The following is a 19,505-nucleotide window of genomic DNA, read 5'->3' on the forward strand; positions in this document are numbered from 1 at the left end:
GGCAGAACAATTTTTAAATTCAGCCTAAAAAGGGAGAAAAAACATGCAGATAGCAAGACCTGACACTGCGGTGGATGAAATCCATGCAGATGTGAGTAGCTTTCTTGATTCGCGGATTACTATGGTGATCGGTGATCAAAAAGTTGCGTCCGAAAGCGGGGCAACTTTGGATGTTTTTAACCCAGCAACCGGCAAAAAAATAACTGAAGTCCCAAAAGGGACGGCACAGGATGTGGATAAGGCCGTCACCGCTGCGCGTGCTGCATTAAACGGTGAGTGGTCGCAATTATTACCTGCAGATCGTCAACGTGTTATGTTGAAATTGGCTGATCTGATCGAAGCCAATGGCGAAGAATTGGCCCAGCTCGAAACGCTGAACAACGGCAAGTCGGTGATGATGTCGCGTCTGATCGAGGTCGGAGCCTCTGCTGATTATGTGCGTTACATGGCGGGTTGGGCAACCAAGATCGAAGGCTCCACTATTGATGTTTCGATTCCGGTGCCGCCGGGTGCGAAGTATCAAGCTTATACCCGTAAAGAACCTGTCGGGGTGGTGGGTGCGATCACACCTTGGAACTTTCCTCTGAATATGGCGATTTGGAAAATTGCGCCTGCGTTGGCGTGTGGTTGTACTGTCGTCATTAAGCCAGCTGAGGAAACCCCGCTAACCACTGTGCGACTCGTTGAGCTGTGTCTTGAGGCAGGTCTGCCAGCGGGTGTGGTCAATGTTATCACTGGTACGGGCGAAGAAGCCGGCGCCGCGCTGACCGCCCATCCGGGTGTGAATAAGCTGGCGTTCACCGGGTCCACAGAGGTCGGCAAGATCATTGGTGTTCAAGCTATGCGAGACATGAAACGCGTCACGCTTGAGTTGGGCGGTAAAGCTCCGATGGTTATGTTTGACGATATGGACATGGACCAGCTGGGCGTTGCGGCGGGCATTGGTGTGTTCTTTAACTCGGGTCAGACTTGTTGTGCGGGCACCCGAATTTATGCGCAAAAAGGTATCTATGACAAAGTCTGCGATTTTCTGGGGGGTATGGTTGGATCTTTGCCGCTGGGTTCGGGGCTCGATCCGGCCAACCAGATTAATCCGATGGTGTCTGCGAAACATCAGTCTCATGTGAACGCTTGTATCGCCCGCGGGGCGGAGCAGGGCGCTCAGCCGTTGCTGAAGTCAGGACCTTACGAAGGCGAAGGCTTTTTTGTGAAGCCTGAAATTTTCACCGATGTCGATCAAAACATGTCGATCATGCAGGACGAAGTGTTTGGCCCTGTGGTGACCATTACCCCGTTTGACGATCCCGATGATGCGATCCGCATGGCCAATGACACGCGCTTTGGGTTGGGGGCATCCATCTGGACCACCAATCTAAACACTATGCACAAATATGTGCCCAAGATCGAAGCCGGAACTGTCTGGGTGAATGCCCACAACCTGCCGGATCAGAACATGCCATTTGGGGGTTACAAGCAATCGGGTGTTGGGCGCGAACACGGTCGCGCGGCGCTCGATAATTACCTTGAAACGAAATCTGTCTGCATTGCTCTGGGTTGAGCGAGGAGTTTAGAATAATGGTCACGAAAGACGATAACTTTTTGCGCGAAAACAACGCGCGTCACCAGCTTCACCCAATGATCCACCCGTTGATCTCAGAAGAGCATCCGCCGCAGATCATCGTGAAAGGTGACGGATATTATGTCACCGACATTGACGGGAACACCTTTGTTGATGGGATCGGCGGGCTGTGGAACGTGAACGTCGGTCACAACCGCGCTGAAGTTAAGGCCGCAATCACCGCGCAGATGGATGAGATCAGCTATTACTCCAGCTTTGCGGGCACAACCACTGCGCCATCGATTGAACTGTCCGCCAAAGTGATCGAGATGTCCGCACAGGAAGATATGTCGAAAGTCTTGTTTTCGGCCAACGGATCAGATGCGGTAGAAACCGCGCTTAAGCTAAGCCGTCAGTACTGGAAGCTAGAAGGTCAGCCTGAGCGCACTGGGTTTATGTCCTTAAAACAGGGCTATCACGGGATTCAGTTTGGGGGGACCTCGGTCAACGGTTCTAGCTATTATCGCCACGCCTATGGTCCGTTGATGCCGGGGTGTTATCAGGTGGACAGCCCCTGGACTTATCGTAACCCGTATTCAGAAGATCCGTCGGAACTGTCAGCGGCGATCATCAATCAGATTGATCGGCTGATCCAACATAATGGCGCGCATACGATTGCTGCGTTTATTGCAGAACCAATTCAGGGTGCTGGTGGCGTGATCGTGCCGCCTTCCGAATTCTGGCCAGCCTTGCGGGCGTTGTTGGATAAATACGGTATCTTGTTGATTTCAGACGAGGTTGTGACCGGATTTGGCCGTTCTGGTTCTATGTTTGGTGCCCGTGGTTGGGGCGTGAAACCAGATATGATGTGCCTCGCGAAGGGGATTACCGCAGGATACATCCCGTTGGGTGCAACTGTGTTGAATGAACGTGTGATGAGCGCTTGGACCAAAGGCGTCGATCCGATGGGCTTTGTCATGCATGGTTATACCGCCACAGGCCATGCGCTGGGATGTGCGGCGGCCAATGCAACGCTGAAAATCGTCGAAGACGAAAACCTGCCTGCCAATGCGGCGGCTATGGGTGATCGTCTGATCAAGGGTTTGGAAGACCTTCCGAACTGGTCGTCCCTGGTGGGCGAAGTGCGCGGTAAGGGGTTGATGGTTGGCGTTGATATGGTCGCTGATAAGGCAACCCGCGAGCCAATTGATCCGGGTAAAGGGCAGGGCGAAATGGTTGCGGCCTTTGCGCGCGAAGAGGGTGTGATTGTGCGCCCGGCCGGATCCAACATCATCCTGTCGCCACCCCTGACTATGGACGCCGATGGCGTGGACAAGATCATTGACGGCCTGACCAAAGCCTTCCGCAAGTATGAAGAGGTGAAATGACCATGCTGCCCGGTAAGGAATTTCCCAAATTCACAGCGGCTGCAGTGCAGGCCAGCCCGGTTTTTCTGGATGCTGAAAAGACTGCTGATAAAGCCGTTAATCTGATCAGCGAAGCTGCTGGCAACGGCGCGCGTCTGGTGGTTTTCCCCGAGGTGTTCATCCCGGGTTACCCTTATTGGAGCTGGATCACTGACCCTGTCACCGGCAGCGCATGGTTTGAAAAACTGGTCCGGGCGTCGGTTTTCGCCGATGGTCCGGAGGTTGGAAAAGTCAGAGCCGCTGCCAAAGCGAATAACTGTTATGTGGTTATGGGGATAAACGAACGCAGCTCGGTATCGCTTGGCGCGCTTTACAACACGCTTTTGTTCATCGGTCCCAATGGGGAGATTGTGGGCAAGCACCGCAAATTGGTTCCGACCTGGGCTGAAAAACTAACATGGACCGGTGGGGATGGATCTAGCCTTAAGGTTTACGACACAGAAATTGGCCCTCTGGGTGGGTTAGCGTGCGGTGAAAACACCAACACATTGGCACGCTTTTCTTTACTGGCGCAGGGGGAGCTGGTGCATACGGCCAGCTATATTTCGTTGCCCGTTGCGCCCCCTGATTATGATATGGCCGAAGCGATTAAGCTGCGCGGTATGTCGCATAGTTTTGAAGGCAAAGTATTTACGGTTATCGCCACGTCCACTGTGTCAGACGAAATTATCACCGCGATGGAAGCTATTCGACCCGACGCCCGTGAGATGTTGGAACGTAAGTCTAGTGCTTACTCTGGCATCATTGGTCCGGATGGTCGTCCGGTTGGGGATGGGTTGGTCGATGATGAGGGTATTGTTTACGCCGAAATCGATCTGGCCCGCTGCATCCAACCCAAGCAAATGCACGACATCACCGGCCACTATAATCGATTTGACGTCTTTAACCTTCAGGTGAACCAGCAAGCGCAATCCCCGGTCAGTCTGACCGGTGCAGCGCCAGCGATATCCCTGCCCGAACGCGAACAGGTAGACGGCTCTCTCGAGTCGGAAACCAAATAATTCAAAGGAGTTTCCTTTATGGCACCATCAGATATCAAAGCCGAAGATGATATTCTTGGCCGCGCGCGGGTGCGCGATACGGCTGAACTTGAGGCATATTATAAGGATTTGGCTAAGTTCGAGACTGGCGCATTGTGGACCGTGGCCAACGACATCGAACCTTGGGAACCAACACCGAAATCGGCGCCAGTGTTGTGGAAATGGGATGATCTACGACCTGAAGTTTTGCGGGCCATTGATTTGGTGCGCCCAGAGGATGCAGGGCGCCGCGTCGTATATTTGCGAAACCCAAAACGTCGTGATGTAAGCGCCGCTTGCGGTTGGTTGTTTTCGGGTATTCAAACGATGAAGGCAGGCGAGCGGGCAGGGGCGCATCGTCATGCTGCGTCAGCGCTGCGTTTCATCATGGAAGGTTCTGGGGCTTATACAATTGTTGATGGCCATAAAATGAGCCTAGGCGCGCGCGACTTTGTTTTGACGCCCAACGGCACATGGCATGAGCATGGGATTGAAGAAACCGGTACGACATGCCTTTGGCAGGATGGTTTGGATATTCCGCTCACCAACGCGCTTGAGGCGAATTTTTACGAAGTACACCCTGATGACTATCAGGCGACGAATTTGCCTTTGGATGATAGCCCCGCGACCTATGGTGCACCGGCGTTAATTCCAGAACTGGATAAGTGGGATAAACCTTATTCTCCTCTTTTGAAGTTCCGATGGGACCAGACATATGAGGCGTTGCAGAACTACGCGAAGGTCACTGATGGATCGCCTTATGACGGGGTGATTATGCGCTACATCAGTCCTAAAACCGGCAATGATCCGATGTTGACGATGGGCGCGAACATGCAATTGCTGCGCGCGACTGAGCATACCAAGGCGCACCGCCACACAGGCAATATTATCTATCAGGTCGCCAAAGGTGAAGGGTATTCGGTGATCGGTGGTAAGCGGTTCGACTGGAAGGAAAAAGATATCTTCTGTGTTCCGCCTTGGACCTGGCATGAGCACTGCAACACGCAATCCAGCGACGACGCTTGTCTCTTCTCATTTCATGATCTGCCGACGATGAGAAAGCTGGGTTTTTATGCTGAGCAAGCGCTCGAAGACAATGACGGTCATCAGATCGTCGAAGATTAAACGCAAATAGGAAAGAAACAGATGAAACTTGTAACGTATCGCGATTCTGCGGCCGGTGAAGGCCGTCTTGGAGTTGTCAAAGACGGGCTTGTCATTGACGTTGAATATTTGGGTGATGCCGTGGGCGAGGTTCTGCCTTCGTCGATGCTAGAACTGATTGACCTTGGACCAGATGCGCAGGCGTCTATCACCCGTGCGTTGGCAGCCACTGACGGAGCCCGCCCGGCAGGCATTGCGGTTCCGCAAGAGAATGTGCGCCTGTTGGCCCCAATCCCGCGTCCTCGGAAAAACATATTCGGTATTGGTCTTAACTATACTGAACATGTTGCAGAAAGCGCGCGCGCTTTGGATACTTCGGTTGAGTTGCCGCAGGAACCTGTCGTGTTCTCAAAACCGCCAACGACGGTTATTGCCGATGGCGAACCCATTCAGCACAACGCAAATATGACCCAAATGCTAGACTGGGAAGTTGAGCTGGGTGTGATTATTGGTAAACGTGCCACCCGCATCAGCAAAGATGATGCTATGAGCCACGTGTTTGGCTACACTGTGATCAACGATATCTCAGCACGCGACAATCGTCGGGCGGGCCAGTGGATTTTCTCTAAAGGTCAAGACAGCTATGCCCCTATGGGTCCAGCTATTGTTACCGCAGATGATGTGGCTGATCCCCATGATCTGGAACTTTGGTTGAAAAAGAACGGTGAAGAAAAGCAGCGTTCAAATACCAAATTTATGCTGTTCAACATCCCTGAACTGATTGCAGATCTATCGTCCGGAATCACGCTTGAACCAGGCGATATCATTGCAACGGGTACGCCTGCTGGTGTTGGTGCTGGGCGTGTGCCTCAGGAATGGATGTGGCCGGGCGACGTGATTGAATGTGGCGTCGAAGGTATCGGTATTTTGCGCAACCCAGTCGTGAAAATTGGCGATTGAGGGACGCGTTATGGAGAACATGCATAAGACATTAAAAATAGGCCAGATCGTTCCATCCTCGAACTTGACGATGGAACGGGAAATCCCGGCCATGCTGCGCGCGCGCGAAGCGATTTTGCCGGAGCGGTTCTCGTTCCATTCGTCCCGTATGCGGATGAAGAAGGTAACCAAAGAAGAGCTGGCCGCAATGGATAAAGATAGCGACCGGTGTGCGCTGGAATTATCTGACGCAGATGTAGATGTGATGGGCTACGCCTGCTTGGTGGCGATTATGTCGATGGGCAAAGGATACCACCGTGAAAGTCAAAAGCGATTGCATCAGGTAACAGTCGACAATGGCCATCCTGCGCCGGTTGTTAGTTCTGCAGGTGCATTGGTGGATGGTCTTCATCTGATGGGGGCCAAACGTATTTCGATTGTGACGCCATATATGCGACCACTGACGAATATGGTGGCTGACTATATCGAGGCCGAAGGTGTCGAAGTTTCAGATAGCATTGCGTTGGAAATTCCGGACAATTTGCAGGTTGCAGCGCAGGATCCATTGAACCTGACTGAGATCTACAAACAGGTGAATCTAAAAAATATCGATGCGTTGGTGTTGTCAGCTTGTGTGCAGATGCCGTCATTGGCCGCAATCCAAAAAGTTGAAGATGAATGCGGCATACCGGTTCTATCTGCTGCTGTCGCGACCACACATCAGATGCTTAAAAACTTGAACCTCGAGGCCCGCGTGCCGGGGTGCGGGACACTCTTGTCGGGTGAATACGCCTGATTGGGAATGCTGTCGGCAACGTTGATTGTCGACAGCGCTACATTGAATGCAACGGGAGGTGCAAAGATGCTTTTTAACAAGACGAATTTGACAGGAATGGCAGCAGCTATGGCTATTGCCATTGCTGGGGGAACGGCACAGGCACAGGAAACGACTTTGACGATTTCCACATGGGCCCCGCCTACGCACGGCATTAATTCTGTGATGTTTCCAGAATTGATCCGGCTGATTGAAGAGGCCACCGAAGGGCGGGTCACTGCCGAGATGAAATATAATCTCGCCCCACCGCCCGCGCAGGCAGACATTGTGTCAGATGGCATTGCGGATATTACTTGGATCGCGCACGGCTACACTCCGGGGCGTTTTCCATCTGCCTCCATGGCGGAATTACCGGGTTTTGGCGGGAGCTCCGAAGCGCTGGCCGTTGCTTATTGGCGTACATTTGAGCAATTTTTTGCAGAGGCCAATGAACACCGTGATTTGAGGGTCTTGGCAGTCCATACGCATGGCGACGGAATGCTGCATTCATCAACCAGAATAGAAAACCTAGACCAAGTCGCCGGAATGAAATTCCGCGTTGGTGGCGGTGTTGCTGGTCATGTTGGTGAAGCTTTGGGTCTATCCGCAATTAACGTACCTGCGCCACGCGTTTATGAAACCTTGGCTTCAAATGCCGCCGACGGTGCGATGATGCCCATGGAGGCAAAGGTGGGCTTTCGCCTGACAGAGGTTGCCCCGCACAGCTATGATATGCCGTCTGGTTTTTATCGTACCTCAATGGCGACAGTGATGAACCAAGATGCCTTTGATGCATTGCGTCCCGAAGATCAGGCTGCGTTGAACGAATTGTTTGGTGAAGAATTATCGCGCATCACTGGTGCGATGTGGGATCAGTTTGATGAAGAGGGTCTCACTGCATCAGAAGCTGCTGGTACGAACACGATGACCATTGCTTCTGAAGCGGATCAACTTGCGTGGGCTGAAACGGCTAACAGCATCGTTGATGAGATCGTTGACGGTATTTCGGCGACCGGGATCGACGGTGATGCAGCCTATGCGTTTTTCCGTTCGGAGTTCGATCGTCTGAATACGGAGCAATAGGCGGTGTCTGGCCTGTTTTCCGAAACCAAATTGGCGCGCCTGTCTGACAGGCTCGCCCTCGGTCCCGCACGTATTGCTGGTCTGGCGCTGATGTTCTTGATGGTGTTGACTTTCTTAGACGTCATCATGCGCAGTGCTTTTTCGGCACCTCTAGGGTTCTCCGCGGAACTGACCGAGATTTCGATGGCGGTGATCGTCTTTGCGGCGCTTCCGATGGCAACGCTAAAGGACGGCCATATCGTGGTCGATCTTCTGGATGGTTTGTTTGGGCGCAAAGCTTCGTTTGTTCGGGATATGATCCTTGATGTGATTTGTCTTATTGCGTTGGCCTATCCGGCTCTGAGGGTCTGGACTCTAGGCACCCGCAGCAAAAGTTATAACGAGGTCACTGAGATCCTCGGCTGGCCACAATATTACCTGATCTATTTTGTTTCGATCGCGCTGTTCGTCTGCTGCATTTTCTACGCATTGCGTATTGCGATCAGGTTTCAAACTGGGTGGAACCCAGAGCAGGAGCATTCATGCTGATTTCGATCTTTGGTTTTTTTGCGGTTTTGGCTTTGGCTTTCGTCCGTATACCGATCGCCTTTGCCATGGGGCTAGTTGGTTTTGTCGGAACGGCGTGGCTAACCAGTACAAAGGCGTCGTTGTCCCTGACCGGACGATTGATCATCGACACATCGCAGGATTATGGACTGTCGGTTGTGCCATTGTTTATTTTAATGGGGCTGTTTGTGAACAAAGGTGGCCTTTCGCGGGAACTATATCGCGCAGCCTATGTTTTCCTAGGCCATATGCGTGGCGGATTAGCAATGACGACAATCACCGCATGCGCGGGGTTTTCAGCGATTTGTGGTTCCTCTTTGGCGACCGCTGCGACGATGTCCAAGGTTGCCATGCCCGAGATGCGGCGCATGGGGTATTCGGACTATTTGTCCACGGCGTCGATCGCGGCTGGTGGCACGTTGGGCATCTTGATCCCGCCTTCGGTTATTCTGGTGATATATGGCTTGATGACCGAAACCAGCATCGGGAAGCTGTTTATCGCAGGGATAATCCCAGGGCTTTTGGGTGTGCTGTTTTACCTTTTGGCGGTTCAATACACTGTCCGGCGCGACCCTAAGGCGGGCCCCGCTGGGGAACGTAGCACTTGGTCGGATCGATTTTCTGCCTTGCGTGGAATTTGGATGGTCTTGGCGTTGTTTTTCCTCGTTATCGGGGGGCTATATGGTGCATTTGATTTTTACCCATTTTACTTGACGTTCTCGCCAACGGAGGCGGCAGGAATGGGAGCCGCAGGCGCATTTTTAATTGCGCTTGCCCGAGGGCAGCTGTCTTTGCGGTCAATCAACGAGGCATTGACTGAGACGGCGGTGACTTCTGCCGGTTTGTTTTCAGTGTTGATCGGGGCTTGGATGTTTTCAAACTTCGTCAACCTCGCTGGGTTGCCCGAGGCGTTACGCGCTTTTGTTTTGGATGTCGGCGTCTCGCCTATGTCGGTCATGTTGGTGATCATATTGATCTACATCGTTTTGGGCTGCGTCTTCGAAAGCCTATCGATGTTGTTATTGACCGTTCCAATTTTCTTTCCGCTTGTGACATCGTTGGGATTTGACCCTGTTTGGTTTGGCATCATCGTGGTTGTTGTTACCGAGATTAGCCTGATCACTCCGCCGGTCGGGTTGAATGTGTTTGTCTTGAAAGGCGTGGTCAAGGATGTGTCTACCGCCACGATTTTCAGAGGTGTCACCCCATTCTGGGTCGCGGACATACTGCGGCTGATCCTTTTGCTCTGGTTCTCAGGGCTTGTTCTCTTCCTACCCAACTTGATGTGAGGTCATATGGAAAAGGTCATCGTGAGACTAAAAACCTTTCAAGAGCTGTTTAAACGCGACAGGCGGCCGGGGGATCTCGTGTTTGCTTGGATGTTCCTATTCTTCTGCGGCTTCTTGCTGATCAATTTAGGAGGGCAGGTGCAGTGGGGCATGCGCGGATCTCTTGTTGCGCAACCGGCGTTTTGGCCGACAATATCGGTGGTCGGAATGAGCTTTTTTGCTGTGATGCATTTGATCGGATCGCTGTCCTCGCCACGTATTCCAGGGCGAATGAAGGAGTTTAGATTCTGGCTGAGATCTCTTGAATATGTGGTGTATTTTCTTGCCTACGTGTCGATGGTGCCTATCATTGGCTATTTGCTAGGGACATTGATTTTTGCTTTGTTCCTGACCTTTAGATTGGGTTACCGCCGTCCAACGGCTTTTTGCGTGACAGCTGTATTTGCCGTTGCGGTGGTGCTCATTTTCCGGGCTGGTTTGCGTGTGAAAATTCCTGCGGGGCAGATTTATGAACATCTGCCAGATGCCATTCGTTCTTTTGCAATGATCAACCTGTGAGGCCCAGACCATGGACGCTGTTTTAGGTGGAATTCAAATCTTGATGAGTTGGCAAGTGCTTATGGCATTGCTGATAGGTTCAATAGGTGGCGTGATTATTGGGGCGATCCCTGGCGTAGGTGCTGCTGTCGCTATTGCAATATTGCTTCCTGCTACATTTTCATTTGAACCAATTGTTGGATTAACTATGCTGCTTGGGATCTATGGTAGCTCGATGTATGGCGGGTCGATTCCGGCGATCCTGTTGAATACCCCCGGCACGCCTGTGAACGCGTTAACGACGTATGATGGATTCCCGATGACACAGCGGGGACAGGCCCATCGCGCGTTATCTTTGGCATATTCCGCAAGTTTCTTTGGTGGCGTGTTTGCTATTGTTTGCCTGATTATTTTAGCCCCTGTTTTGGCGTTGGTGGCCCCACATTTTGGCAGTCGAGAGATTTTTCTGGCCGCATTTCTGGGGATTGTTCTGGTGATCTTGGCACACCGCGGGCAGATTATGGCAGCAGGTATGATGGCGTGTTTTGGGATTTTCCTAAACACAATCGGATTGGAGCCGGCGAATTATACGCACCGATATACGTTTGGTCAAAATTGGTTGACCGGTGGTGTTGATTTGATTGTTTTGGTTTTAGGATTGTTTGCCATTAGTCAGGCTCTTTTCCTGATGCTGGAAAACGATAGCACGCCGCAAGCCGAACGCGTGCAGGGTAATTTGCTTGGTGGTTTTGCGGAACTGTTGGGTTTGAAGCGCGTGGCGTCAGTCGCGGCGAGCTTTGGTGTGATGATGGGAACCATACCAGGAGTGGGCGAGTTCACAGCGCAATTTCTCTCCTACACTTACGCTCAAAAAACGTCAAAAACGCCTGAGGCTTTTGGTGACGGCTCGGCCGAAGGATTGGTGTCGTCCGAGGCTGCAAATAACGCGGTTCCGCCGGCGGCCATGATACCGCTTCTGGCGCTTGGCATACCGGGTGAGGCCCTAACCGCGATGATGTTGTCAGTTTTCTACGTGCATAACGTCATTCCGGGACCTCAGTTATTTCAAGGTAACCTTGATTTTGTCATGGCGCTTTACATTGCAATGCTGCTTTTGAACGTGATTGTAATTGTGTTCCTGCTGTTTTCCACAAATCTTTTGCTTCGGATCACGCAGATACCGACCCGCTATTTGGGTTTAATGATCCTGACTCTTAGCTTTGTTGGTGTCTACAGCTTGCGTAACTCTCCGGTTGATTGCGCCATAGCGGCTGGGTTTGGTGTATTTGGGTTGGTCTTAAAACGGCTCAACTTACCGATTGTTCCTATCATCCTCGGTGTGGTCTTGGGTGGTATTATGGAAGTGAAGTTACGCAGCGGTATGGCGCGTGTTGACAGTCCGATCGACTTTGTAAACCGCCCAATTTCGGCAATTTTAGTGCTGCTAATTCTTTTTGTTATCTTTCAGCATATCCGGGCTTTACGGTTCGAACATCAGCAAAGAAAACTAAAACGGGAACAAAGTTAAAGATTGGCTGAAGTCGACATGGAGCAGGTGAGCACGTTTAGAAGGCGCCTTTGATTTCATGCGCGCTCATTTCGCACGGCTTGCGTCGGAAATTTGCGTCACGTTTAAAGGGGGCTGTCGCGCATGCTTCCATTGGCTCGGTGAGACGCCGGTTTTTCGCAGGAACTCTCTGTTGAAATTTGATTTGGTGTTAAAGCCGCTGTCTTGCATGGCGACAGTGACGCTTGTGCCATCTTCGATTAATTTACACGCATGGCGGATACGCCAGCTATTTATGTACCGCGAGACATTGCCGCCCGTCGCACGATTGATAGCTGATGAAAGGCGTTTTTCCGGCTTGGAGGTGTGCGCTTTGCCGATCATCCCGGTTTCGAAAAGGATGCGCGTGATGTGCGCATCACTCAAGCGGTGATTGTTGATCCAGGCTGCGGTGATGCCGTTGACCCTGAGACATTGCCAAATGCCTTGCCAGAGATAACTTTAGTTAATCTTGGTGGCGTGGATCGCCTTCGGGCAGCTGATGTCGGTCCGAGCGGCAACGATTTGGCAAATCGTCTCCCCCAGTGTGGAGCGTATGGCTGATGGCGATTTGTCTATGTTGAACTCAGTGACTCAAGATCCGGCGCAACAACAGGCCATTGCTTACAAGGTCATGGAGTTGGAAGCGAAATATGATCATATCGGCACCGCCCAAGAGGTCCTTCAAAAAGGGCTGGAGCTGCACGACCCAGCCCCAGGACATGAGCAGATGACATTCTCTGTAATTTGTCAGGACGTGTATTTTTGTGAGAAGCTTCAATTCCGGCGTTTACGTAAATTGGGTTAGTATTACTTATATATTTGACATAATACAGATTACGACAGTTTTATCTATTGCCGGTACATTCTAAACTGGGAAGCGATTTTTCCTCTACGCGACCGCTACAATTTTACACTCTCGGGGACCGTAAAGCGTTCCGTTGTCTGCATGGGTTTACGTTAAGCCGTTTGTGAAGCGTCAAAAGAACGACGCAAATGACGCAGAAGCGATCGCGGAGGCCGGTTTGAATTTTGGCGATTGTTTCGCGTACGGCTGTGCAAGCGCCTATAATGTTCGATTGGTTTATTAGGGTGATGATTTTGTCAAAACGGATTTGGCGTAAAGGGTAGTTCTATGTTGGAAGTTTCGAAAACTGTTAACCGTGTTTGGAAGTCAGTGCTGCTTTATATTGGGTTCCATCGTGGTCAATAGGGCAATGCTCGATCGGAAGCGAAAGTCTGGTCTCCGAAGAATGGCAACGTCAGTATTCATGCACAACCTGATGTGCAGGAGGCATTTTGGGTTGTGAACGGTTGAGGTTGAAGAGACCATACGACTACGGGCATATTCAACCGCAACCTTGCGGTCTTCATCGCTTAATGTGCTTTCGTATTCATCAAGGATAATTCGTTTCCAGCGTCAAGGATTTCATTCGCTAAGCGTCTCAGCATCCGTTCATTGTCACTCCATGCGTTCAGTTTCCACAGCGGAGGCAGAGAACCCTTGATCTCCTTGCCACTCGGAATTGATCTAATAAACCGCAGAGAGTTGCCTTCAGGATGAAGGCTGCGCTGCCATGGGTCTCCCTACAGCTTCCGGTAGACCTCAAGGTAACCGGCTTGAGGCAAATCAGTTCCCTCCCCTCGAAAACGTGCAGGTCTCTCGACTACGAATTCCAAACGTATTGGGCATTTAGTTGGGAGGTGGTTTGTTTGCTTCCAGCCCGCGTAGATGAAATGCGGAAAACCCTCATGACTGCTATGCCAGCCAGGAACGCCATGAATTTCTCTCTGCTTAAGAATGGAGAGCGCTCGGTCAAAGCTAGTGTCATGCTGTATCGTATGGCGGGATTTCCGGTCAATTTCAGCAAACCAACGTGGTCCGTCCAGACTCATTCCGCCGCGTGAAGTGTAGGAATGTTAGAAACATCGACGTTACGGGTTGCATTCCAGGCGTCATATGCCCCTTGTAAACGCACCCAGAATAACGGGGCGTTATCAAACAGTTTTCCAAGTCGTACAGCGACTTCAGGGCTAACTGGCTTGCGCTCGGAAAGAATGTCGTAAAGGTGTTGGCGTGAAATGCCCAGCATCCGCGCAACTTCAGCCTTCGGCTTTGCTGTTGCCGGGATTACATCTTCGCGAAGAATTTCACCAGGATGCGTAGGGCAGCGATCTGTAAAGCGGGTCATCTGTCTCTCCTAATGGTATTGCTCGAAATCCAAGACATAGGCGTTGCCATCGCGGAATTCGAAAGTGATGCACCAAGGGCCATTTACATGAACCGTAAAGCGCGTTGGGGTGTGGCCTCGCAAAGGGTGGAAGTCGAAACCTGGAAGGTTCATGTCTTCTGGTTCGGTTGCCGCATCCAAAGCATCAAGCCTTCGGAAAACCCGATTGTGCATTCTGGCATCAATTCGCGACTTTCCAGTTTCCCAAAGCGATTTTAGCTGTTTGTGTGCGAAGCTTTCTATCATTTCCTATGTGTAAGCTATAAGCTTTCAGATGTCAATATGTAGCTTACACATTTATGCAAGTTAATCCGCTCCTTTCTTAGAAGTTCTATTACAGCAAGTCGTCGCAGAAAATGTAACCTGGCCCTAAGATCGAGACTTGTGCGATTGCTCGCAAGCCGGACGGTTCATTTGGGATATTAGGACGAGACTGCCCAATCATCCTTGATACTCTGACGTAGCCAAAACCTTCAGCTTCTTCGATCCCAGCAAGAAAATCGTAAGGGTCGAGATTTTTAGTGAAGTCGTGCTGGATCAAGGTTTCAAGATCTATTCCAAGCATCTGTTCTCCGACGACTTCTTGAATGGCCACACCTGCCCAATTGTAATGTGGTCCCGTACGCACCGAACCACCCTGCCCTGTTTGCTGCTCTGAAAAACTAACCTGACAATGCCACTAATTATGCTATGTCTTCTCGACACCAATTCCTGACCATGCGGTTTAGAGAATTGCAAAGTTTTGATGAAGCGAAGGTGAACGGGAATTGGGCAGTCTTGTAGAACAGAGTGCAATAATCAGATGTTCCGATGAGGCCCCTTGCGCAGTGGTTAGGGGTGTTTTTTTCCATTCAATACTGACGCAATTGAGGAGAGCAATTTCTGGCAAGCACGGCCAGTTTCCCCATCGGAATCTAAGTGGCCGTTCCAACCGCTGAGGGATATTGCACATATGGAATTTTGTGAGGCAAACGCTATGCAATTTTCAATAACGGCATTCAAGCTGGGGCCATTTGGTACCGGATAGTTGTTTGCCGGGACCTCCTCCGCGTCAATTATATCATTGTCGATATGAAGATAGACTGGCCGATCGAGCACCAACTCGCTCAGCGCTTCTATGGAAATGCGATTGATCTGAGACGAGCCTAAAGCAACCTCTTCCAGCGGATCTAGATCGCGAGCGTCAACCAACCATACGTCTTGCTCTGAGACTGGGGTTTGGCCGGAGGTCTGGGCAAGCGAAAGATCACCGCGCCCAACCATCATCGCTAAAGGCATACCACCTAGAAAACCGGAAGGGGACGTCTCTGGGGTGTTGAAATCACCATGGGCGTCAAGCCACACGAGGACAGGCCTTATTCCTGCGCTTTGTAGTCCGGCTACGACAGGCAGGCTAGCAGCGCAATCCCCGGCAATAGACATGGGTATTTCACCGCGTTTTACTGTTGCGCTAACAAAGTCTGCAATTGGGCCATGTGTTCTTGATAAGCATTCTGGCGTTCGATTTACAACGCTATTTGCCTCATTTGTCGCGTGAGATAAATGCGATGGAACTGCCTCTCTCAGTCGTGGATCGTGTTCATCAAAGAAAAATGGAGTGACTAAGCAGCATAGGTTCATACTGGTTCTCTAACATTCATGACCCCCCGTTTCAACGTTGGTATGATTGGTATCACCCTCACGGGGAAAATTAGTAAATCGAGATTTAGCCACTCAGTGTAGGGTGCTGTTGTGCAAAGGAATTATGCGATGCTGCATGTTTACGAATGGGAAAAAGTGCGGCTCTGAGAGCAAAACGGCAAGCTGTAGCGGAAATGATAATTGGCTTTGCAGTTCTTGCTATAGGCAATTGTAAGCACAGTCCAGATATTGGGGGTACCAGTGGCATCTGTCTCGAATACATAGATATTCTAAGCCCGGGTTTCACGGTTCAATATGTCTACACCGAGTTGGTTCCAAAAATGCAAAAGATCTATAAAAACCCAGTTTTCAGCGAGTTTGTCGCCTTCGCGCCGGTAGATGTCTATTACTCGAAATTCGCCTCTCTCCTGAGATGCGGGCATACCCATAAAACCGCCGGTATGAATAGCTGAGAAATTTGGCCAGCCAAAGAAACCACCATAATTCCCTTCAGCCATACGGCAAATATGACTGGTTTTGGAGCGTTCTGCGAATGCGGCACGGAATGGGCCGGAATGTTGTTTCGCATACCGTTCAATCGTGTAGGTTGCGCCTATACCTGCAGGCCCCCACCATACCATGTCGTCTTTCCATGTGAGTGCAAGTTCATCTTCCAATGACAGTTCGCTATCCCACTGCCCCAAATCTGTTATCATCGCGTTGATAGTATTAAGCGTCTTTTGGCCCGTTTCGGCACTTTGCTCTCCATAGAGCAAACCGTCATGTGTGAGCGGGCCAGGTTGCACCAGGTGGACGGCGGTTTGAGGAGGAAATGGATTTTGACCTGCCTGCATCATGAGGTGCGGTATGTCGAAATACATCGCCGTTTGCGTTATTTTATTGCCCTCGACACGGTGAAATGCGCAATAGCGCAAAAAGGCCATTTTCCCGGTTGGACAAATACCCAGCCAAGGTTTGTCAAATAGACCCATTAAATGCCCCATTGAGCAAACCCATACTCCGCCAGCTTCTAAGGTATTTTCGCCCGCCATGAAGATATCGAGCCGCCGTTGGATTCGCGTCAAGCTTCGGCGAAGTGGCTTCCAGAATTGCTCGGCTACTTGCTCAGGACCGCGAATCCCGTGGAACGGGTGAAAACCATGCCAATCGTAATCTGATGAGCAAAACCGCGCTATGACATCAGGGATTTCGTCAACTGACGATGCATCTAGGGCTCCATAGAATTCGCGGACAAGTGTTTTTTCTGACTGGAAGGGCACCGTTCTTTCCTTAGTTATTTTATATCTTTCAAAGGGGTATAATCCCCAATTTGCATTTCTTTCATCCATTTTTGCATACGTATGCAAAAATGTCTTGCTATTTTTGCGAGGCGCAGAATATATTTTTGAAATCGTATGCAATTTAACTCGCATATTCGAGGGAGAGAACATGGCTGAAATTCAACTGCGCAATGTGAGTAAGCGTTGGGGAGATTTTGTTGGCGTTGATCATTTTGACCTGACTATCGAGGATAAAGAGTTTCTAGTGCTGCTCGGTCCATCAGGTTGTGGAAAAACAACAACCATGCGAATGATTGCTGGCCTTGAGGATGTGTCCGGTGGCGAGGTTCTGATTGATGGCAAAGTTGTCAACGAATTGGAGCCTAAAGATCGCGATGTCGCGATGGTGTTCCAGAGCTATGCGCTTTACCCAAATATGAACGTGTATGAGAATATTCGGTTCCCCTTGAAGGTTCGCGGTATCGATCCGACAGAGCATCATGACCGAGTGATGAAGGCTGCAGAGCGAGTTGAGTTGCTTGAGTTTCTAGAGCGTAAACCCGCAGAGCTATCTGGTGGACAGCGGCAGCGTGTAGCATTGGCACGCGCCATTGTACGTAAGCCAAAAGTGTTTCTCATGGACGAACCTTTGTCCAACCTTGACGCTAAATTGCGTGTATCCACCCGAGCACAAATCAAAAACCTTAGTCACGATCTAGCTGCGACGACCATCTATGTAACTCATGATCAGATCGAAGCAATGACATTGGCCGATCGTGTTGTTGTGATGAAAAGAGGTATTGTTCAGCAAGTTGGTAGTCCGACAGAAATCTACGATCGGCCAGCAAATACCTTTGTGGCGAGTTTCATTGGCAGCCCTGCAATGAACCTAATAGATGGTGTCGTTGACGATGGCCATTTCCGTACTGAACATGTTGATATCCCCAGTCTGACACAAACTGATGGATCCGTGACCGTAGGGTTTCGCGCTGAGGACGCAAGCCTTGCGACTGACGGTGAGGGGCAGATCAATGCGCCAATCTACACGCTGGAACTTCTGGGAGATGCGACCATGGTTTCGGTTCGAATTGGTGGCGCGCTGGTGTCTGTGAAGGCTGACAAAACCTTCCGGGCTAAGATCGGGGCTATGGTGTCAATTAATGTACCGCATGAAATTTGTCACATTTTCAACGGTGAAAATGGTGAACGTATCGGGGAATAACCCGGTTCTATCTTCTCCGCTATCTGGGGAAACTTAGGCCCGACCCTAAAGGTTTGGCCTTTCAATGGGAGGAAAAAATGAAATTTAGATCACTTCTTCTTGCGGGCGCTGTTGCCATGTCCGCGGGCGCTGCCTTTGCTGATTGCGCCTATGAGAACACAACACCGCTGACGTCACTGTCTGCTGGTTTCGAGGCTTGGAAAGCCGTAACTGACGCGATGGCTGAATGTGGTAACTTTACTGCGTCTCTTGATCAGGAATTCCGCGAAAAACAACCCGAAGCTTTTGCGGCTAATCCATCGCTATATCAGATTGGTGGAGTTGCGAATGCAACATTGATCCCGTTGCTAAATGCAGGATCTATTCGACCGCTTGACGATCTTATCGCTACCTACGGTCAGAATTTGACCCCCAATCAGATGATTCAAATTGATGGCACGACTTATGCGATCGCTATGGCCGTCAATGCGCAACACTTGATGTACCGCACAGACATTTTAGCGGACCTCAATTTGGAGGTGCCAACAACCTATGCTGAAGTGCTTGCGGCTGCGCAGGTTATTCGGGATGCTGGTGTTGTTGAATACCCACTCGGAGGCACATTTAAAACTGGCTGGAATCTGGGTGAAGAATTCGTCAATATGTATCTTGGCGAAGGCGGAGAGTTCTTTGCAGACGGCAACATGCCTGCCATCAATAATCCTCAAGGTATCGCCGCTCTAGAAACGCTTTTGGCGATGACTGAATTCATGGATCCAGAATATCTGGTGTCCGATAGTACGTATGTTCAGCAGCAATTTCAGCAGGGCAAAATTGCAATGGCTAATCTGTGGGCAACCCGCGCGGCTGCCATGAACGACGAAGCTGAAAGTGAAGTGGTTGGATTAGTGGGCATGGCTTCTGCGCCTATGGGGTCTGCAGCTCCTGCGTCATCTCTATGGTGGGATGGTATTGTTCTAGCGGCGAATATGACTGACGAAGAAGCCGAAGCGGCTTTCCAAGTCGCGCTCGAGGGCATCGATAACGAAATGGTTGCAGCGAACAATGATACAGCTGTTTGGCTCGTGTCAGGGTATCAGCCCGGAGAATTGGCCGCAGGCGCCGCAGGTACAGCCCAAAACGGTGCCGTACCATATCCGGCGTCTGGCCCCATGGGGATCATGCACACCGAATTAGGGAATGGTCTAGCTGACTATCTGAACGGTAACAAAGACGCTGCAACTGCTTTGGCGGATATCGAAGCAGCCTACATCACAGCAGCACAAGAAGCTGGATTAATCCAGTAACCTT

At 50.7% G+C, this 19,505-nt stretch carries 21 protein-coding genes; 15 read left to right on the forward strand and 6 right to left on the reverse strand.

The genetic code is table 11. The annotated features are described in order from the left end of the window. Window positions 1–43: 43 nt before the first annotated feature. The 11 genes from G9C99_RS16895 to G9C99_RS16945 all read left to right on the forward strand — a co-directional run bounded on the left by G9C99_RS16895 (window position 44) and on the right by G9C99_RS16945 (window position 11,844). Window positions 44–1,558 carry an aldehyde dehydrogenase family protein gene (locus G9C99_RS16895; RefSeq protein ID WP_166418714.1) on the forward strand — a complete coding sequence of 505 codons (1,515 nt, stop codon included), beginning with the start codon at window positions 44–46 and terminating at the stop codon, window positions 1,556–1,558. Window positions 1,559–1,575: 17 nt separating this feature from the next. Beyond that, window positions 1,576–2,946, forward strand: a complete 1,371-nt coding sequence (locus G9C99_RS16900) for an aminotransferase class III-fold pyridoxal phosphate-dependent enzyme (protein WP_166418715.1) — start codon at window positions 1,576–1,578, stop codon at window positions 2,944–2,946. Continuing rightward, window positions 2,943–3,986 carry a carbon-nitrogen hydrolase family protein gene (locus tag G9C99_RS16905; RefSeq protein ID WP_231704114.1) on the forward strand — a complete coding sequence of 348 codons (1,044 nt, stop codon included), beginning with the start codon at window positions 2,943–2,945 and terminating at the stop codon, window positions 3,984–3,986. Before G9C99_RS16900 ends, G9C99_RS16905 begins: the two co-directional genes overlap by 4 nt. 18 nt (window positions 3,987–4,004) lie before the next feature. Next, a complete protein-coding gene (locus G9C99_RS16910; protein ID WP_166418716.1) occupies window positions 4,005–5,129 on the forward strand; it encodes a cupin domain-containing protein in 1,125 nt (374 codons plus the stop codon). A 21-nt stretch (window positions 5,130–5,150) separates the two neighbouring features. Further along, the gene (locus tag G9C99_RS16915) at window positions 5,151–6,068 is read left to right on the forward strand and encodes a fumarylacetoacetate hydrolase family protein (protein WP_166418717.1); all 918 of its coding nucleotides are present in this window, start codon (window positions 5,151–5,153) and stop codon (window positions 6,066–6,068) included. 19 nt (window positions 6,069–6,087) lie between these two features. Beyond that, entirely contained in the window at window positions 6,088–6,843 is a 756-nt protein-coding gene (locus tag G9C99_RS16920; protein ID WP_166418718.1) for a maleate cis-trans isomerase family protein, read from the forward strand. Between the two features lie 66 nt (window positions 6,844–6,909). Beyond that, window positions 6,910–7,944: a TRAP transporter substrate-binding protein gene (locus tag G9C99_RS16925; protein ID WP_166418719.1), complete on the forward strand. Its 1,035-nt coding sequence runs from the start codon at window positions 6,910–6,912 to the stop codon at window positions 7,942–7,944. A gap of 3 nt (window positions 7,945–7,947) precedes the next feature. Continuing rightward, entirely contained in the window at window positions 7,948–8,472 is a 525-nt protein-coding gene (locus G9C99_RS16930) for a TRAP transporter small permease (protein ID WP_166418720.1), read from the forward strand. Next, a complete protein-coding gene (locus G9C99_RS16935; protein WP_166418721.1) occupies window positions 8,466–9,779 on the forward strand; it encodes a TRAP transporter large permease in 1,314 nt (437 codons plus the stop codon). The genes G9C99_RS16930 and G9C99_RS16935 overlap by 7 nt, the downstream gene beginning before the upstream one ends. 21 nt (window positions 9,780–9,800) lie before the next feature. After that, on the forward strand, window positions 9,801–10,337 hold the full coding sequence (locus tag G9C99_RS16940) for a tripartite tricarboxylate transporter TctB family protein (RefSeq protein ID WP_331460027.1): 537 nt from the start codon (window positions 9,801–9,803) through the stop codon (window positions 10,335–10,337). A 10-nt stretch (window positions 10,338–10,347) separates the two neighbouring features. After that, complete coding sequence (locus G9C99_RS16945; RefSeq protein WP_166418722.1) at window positions 10,348–11,844, forward strand: tripartite tricarboxylate transporter permease; 1,497 nt, start codon at window positions 10,348–10,350, stop codon at window positions 11,842–11,844. Window positions 11,845–11,910: 66 nt separating this feature from the next. Here G9C99_RS16945 and G9C99_RS16950 read toward each other — a convergent pair whose 3' ends face one another. Continuing rightward, window positions 11,911–12,207 carry a helix-turn-helix domain-containing protein gene (locus G9C99_RS16950; protein WP_166418724.1) on the reverse strand — a complete coding sequence of 99 codons (297 nt, stop codon included), beginning with the start codon at window positions 12,205–12,207 and terminating at the stop codon, window positions 11,911–11,913. On the opposite strand from G9C99_RS16950, the gene G9C99_RS16955 reads away from it, so the two are divergent. Together G9C99_RS16955 and G9C99_RS16960 are read left to right on the forward strand one after the other, a co-directional pair. Continuing rightward, window positions 12,190–12,426, forward strand: a complete 237-nt coding sequence (locus G9C99_RS16955; RefSeq protein ID WP_205859881.1) for a hypothetical protein — start codon at window positions 12,190–12,192, stop codon at window positions 12,424–12,426. The two genes, G9C99_RS16950 and G9C99_RS16955, sit on opposite strands and share 18 nt — an antisense overlap. Continuing rightward, window positions 12,419–12,670 (forward strand): hypothetical protein, encoded by a 252-nt coding sequence (locus G9C99_RS16960; protein ID WP_166418726.1) that lies wholly within the window; start codon window positions 12,419–12,421, stop codon window positions 12,668–12,670. Before G9C99_RS16955 ends, G9C99_RS16960 begins: the two co-directional genes overlap by 8 nt. Window positions 12,671–13,754: 1,084 nt before the next feature. Here the strand turns inward: G9C99_RS16960 and G9C99_RS16970 are convergent. The 5 genes from G9C99_RS16970 to G9C99_RS16990 form a co-directional block, all read right to left on the reverse strand. After that, the gene (locus G9C99_RS16970; protein ID WP_166418727.1) at window positions 13,755–14,054 is read right to left on the reverse strand and encodes a HigA family addiction module antitoxin; all 300 of its coding nucleotides are present in this window, start codon (window positions 14,052–14,054) and stop codon (window positions 13,755–13,757) included. A gap of 9 nt (window positions 14,055–14,063) precedes the next feature. Beyond that, on the reverse strand, window positions 14,064–14,339 hold the full coding sequence (locus G9C99_RS16975) for a type II toxin-antitoxin system RelE/ParE family toxin (RefSeq protein ID WP_166418728.1): 276 nt from the start codon (window positions 14,337–14,339) through the stop codon (window positions 14,064–14,066). An 88-nt stretch (window positions 14,340–14,427) separates the two neighbouring features. Then, complete coding sequence (locus G9C99_RS16980) at window positions 14,428–14,721, reverse strand: hypothetical protein (protein WP_166418730.1); 294 nt, start codon at window positions 14,719–14,721, stop codon at window positions 14,428–14,430. A gap of 203 nt (window positions 14,722–14,924) precedes the next feature. After that, window positions 14,925–15,713, reverse strand: a complete 789-nt coding sequence (locus tag G9C99_RS16985) for an arginase family protein (protein ID WP_166418731.1) — start codon at window positions 15,711–15,713, stop codon at window positions 14,925–14,927. 290 nt (window positions 15,714–16,003) lie between these two features. Then, window positions 16,004–17,134: an ester cyclase gene (locus tag G9C99_RS16990; protein ID WP_231704116.1), complete on the reverse strand. Its 1,131-nt coding sequence runs from the start codon at window positions 17,132–17,134 to the stop codon at window positions 16,004–16,006. A 28-nt stretch (window positions 17,135–17,162) separates the two neighbouring features. Between G9C99_RS16990 and G9C99_RS16995 the strand changes: the two genes are divergently transcribed. Both G9C99_RS16995 and G9C99_RS17000 read left to right on the forward strand, forming a co-directional pair. Continuing rightward, window positions 17,163–18,215, forward strand: a complete 1,053-nt coding sequence (locus G9C99_RS16995; RefSeq protein ID WP_166418732.1) for an ABC transporter ATP-binding protein — start codon at window positions 17,163–17,165, stop codon at window positions 18,213–18,215. A 77-nt stretch (window positions 18,216–18,292) separates the two neighbouring features. After that, window positions 18,293–19,501, forward strand: a complete 1,209-nt coding sequence (locus G9C99_RS17000) for an ABC transporter substrate-binding protein (protein ID WP_166418734.1) — start codon at window positions 18,293–18,295, stop codon at window positions 19,499–19,501. Window positions 19,502–19,505 lie beyond the last annotated feature (4 nt).

The sequence above is a fragment of the Cochlodiniinecator piscidefendens genome, assembly GCF_011326755.1.
GTDB lineage: Bacteria > Pseudomonadota > Alphaproteobacteria > Rhodobacterales > Rhodobacteraceae > Cochlodiniinecator > Cochlodiniinecator piscidefendens.

What these genes read in the sequence shown, in the direction of transcription:
- G9C99_RS16900 (WP_166418715.1), top strand. Translation starts at nt 1,576, where the DNA reads ATGGTCACGAAAGACGATAACTTTTTGCGCGAAAACAACGCGCGTCAC.
- G9C99_RS16975 (WP_166418728.1), bottom strand. Translation starts at nt 14,339, where the DNA reads ATGATAGAAAGCTTCGCACACAAACAGCTAAAATCGCTTTGGGAAACT.
- G9C99_RS16985 (WP_166418731.1), bottom strand. Translation starts at nt 15,713, where the DNA reads ATGAACCTATGCTGCTTAGTCACTCCATTTTTCTTTGATGAACACGAT.
- G9C99_RS16935 (WP_166418721.1), top strand. Translation starts at nt 8,466, where the DNA reads ATGCTGATTTCGATCTTTGGTTTTTTTGCGGTTTTGGCTTTGGCTTTC.
- G9C99_RS16920 (WP_166418718.1), top strand. Translation starts at nt 6,088, where the DNA reads ATGCATAAGACATTAAAAATAGGCCAGATCGTTCCATCCTCGAACTTG.
- G9C99_RS17000 (WP_166418734.1), top strand. Translation starts at nt 18,293, where the DNA reads ATGAAATTTAGATCACTTCTTCTTGCGGGCGCTGTTGCCATGTCCGCG.
- G9C99_RS16905 (WP_231704114.1), top strand. Translation starts at nt 2,943, where the DNA reads ATGACCATGCTGCCCGGTAAGGAATTTCCCAAATTCACAGCGGCTGCA.
- G9C99_RS16915 (WP_166418717.1), top strand. Translation starts at nt 5,151, where the DNA reads ATGAAACTTGTAACGTATCGCGATTCTGCGGCCGGTGAAGGCCGTCTT.
- G9C99_RS16950 (WP_166418724.1), bottom strand. Translation starts at nt 12,207, where the DNA reads ATGATCGGCAAAGCGCACACCTCCAAGCCGGAAAAACGCCTTTCATCA.
- G9C99_RS16970 (WP_166418727.1), bottom strand. Translation starts at nt 14,054, where the DNA reads ATGACCCGCTTTACAGATCGCTGCCCTACGCATCCTGGTGAAATTCTT.
- G9C99_RS16925 (WP_166418719.1), top strand. Translation starts at nt 6,910, where the DNA reads ATGCTTTTTAACAAGACGAATTTGACAGGAATGGCAGCAGCTATGGCT.
- G9C99_RS16995 (WP_166418732.1), top strand. Translation starts at nt 17,163, where the DNA reads ATGGCTGAAATTCAACTGCGCAATGTGAGTAAGCGTTGGGGAGATTTT.
- G9C99_RS16945 (WP_166418722.1), top strand. Translation starts at nt 10,348, where the DNA reads ATGGACGCTGTTTTAGGTGGAATTCAAATCTTGATGAGTTGGCAAGTG.
- G9C99_RS16895 (WP_166418714.1), top strand. Translation starts at nt 44, where the DNA reads ATGCAGATAGCAAGACCTGACACTGCGGTGGATGAAATCCATGCAGAT.
- G9C99_RS16910 (WP_166418716.1), top strand. Translation starts at nt 4,005, where the DNA reads ATGGCACCATCAGATATCAAAGCCGAAGATGATATTCTTGGCCGCGCG.
- G9C99_RS16960 (WP_166418726.1), top strand. Translation starts at nt 12,419, where the DNA reads ATGGCTGATGGCGATTTGTCTATGTTGAACTCAGTGACTCAAGATCCG.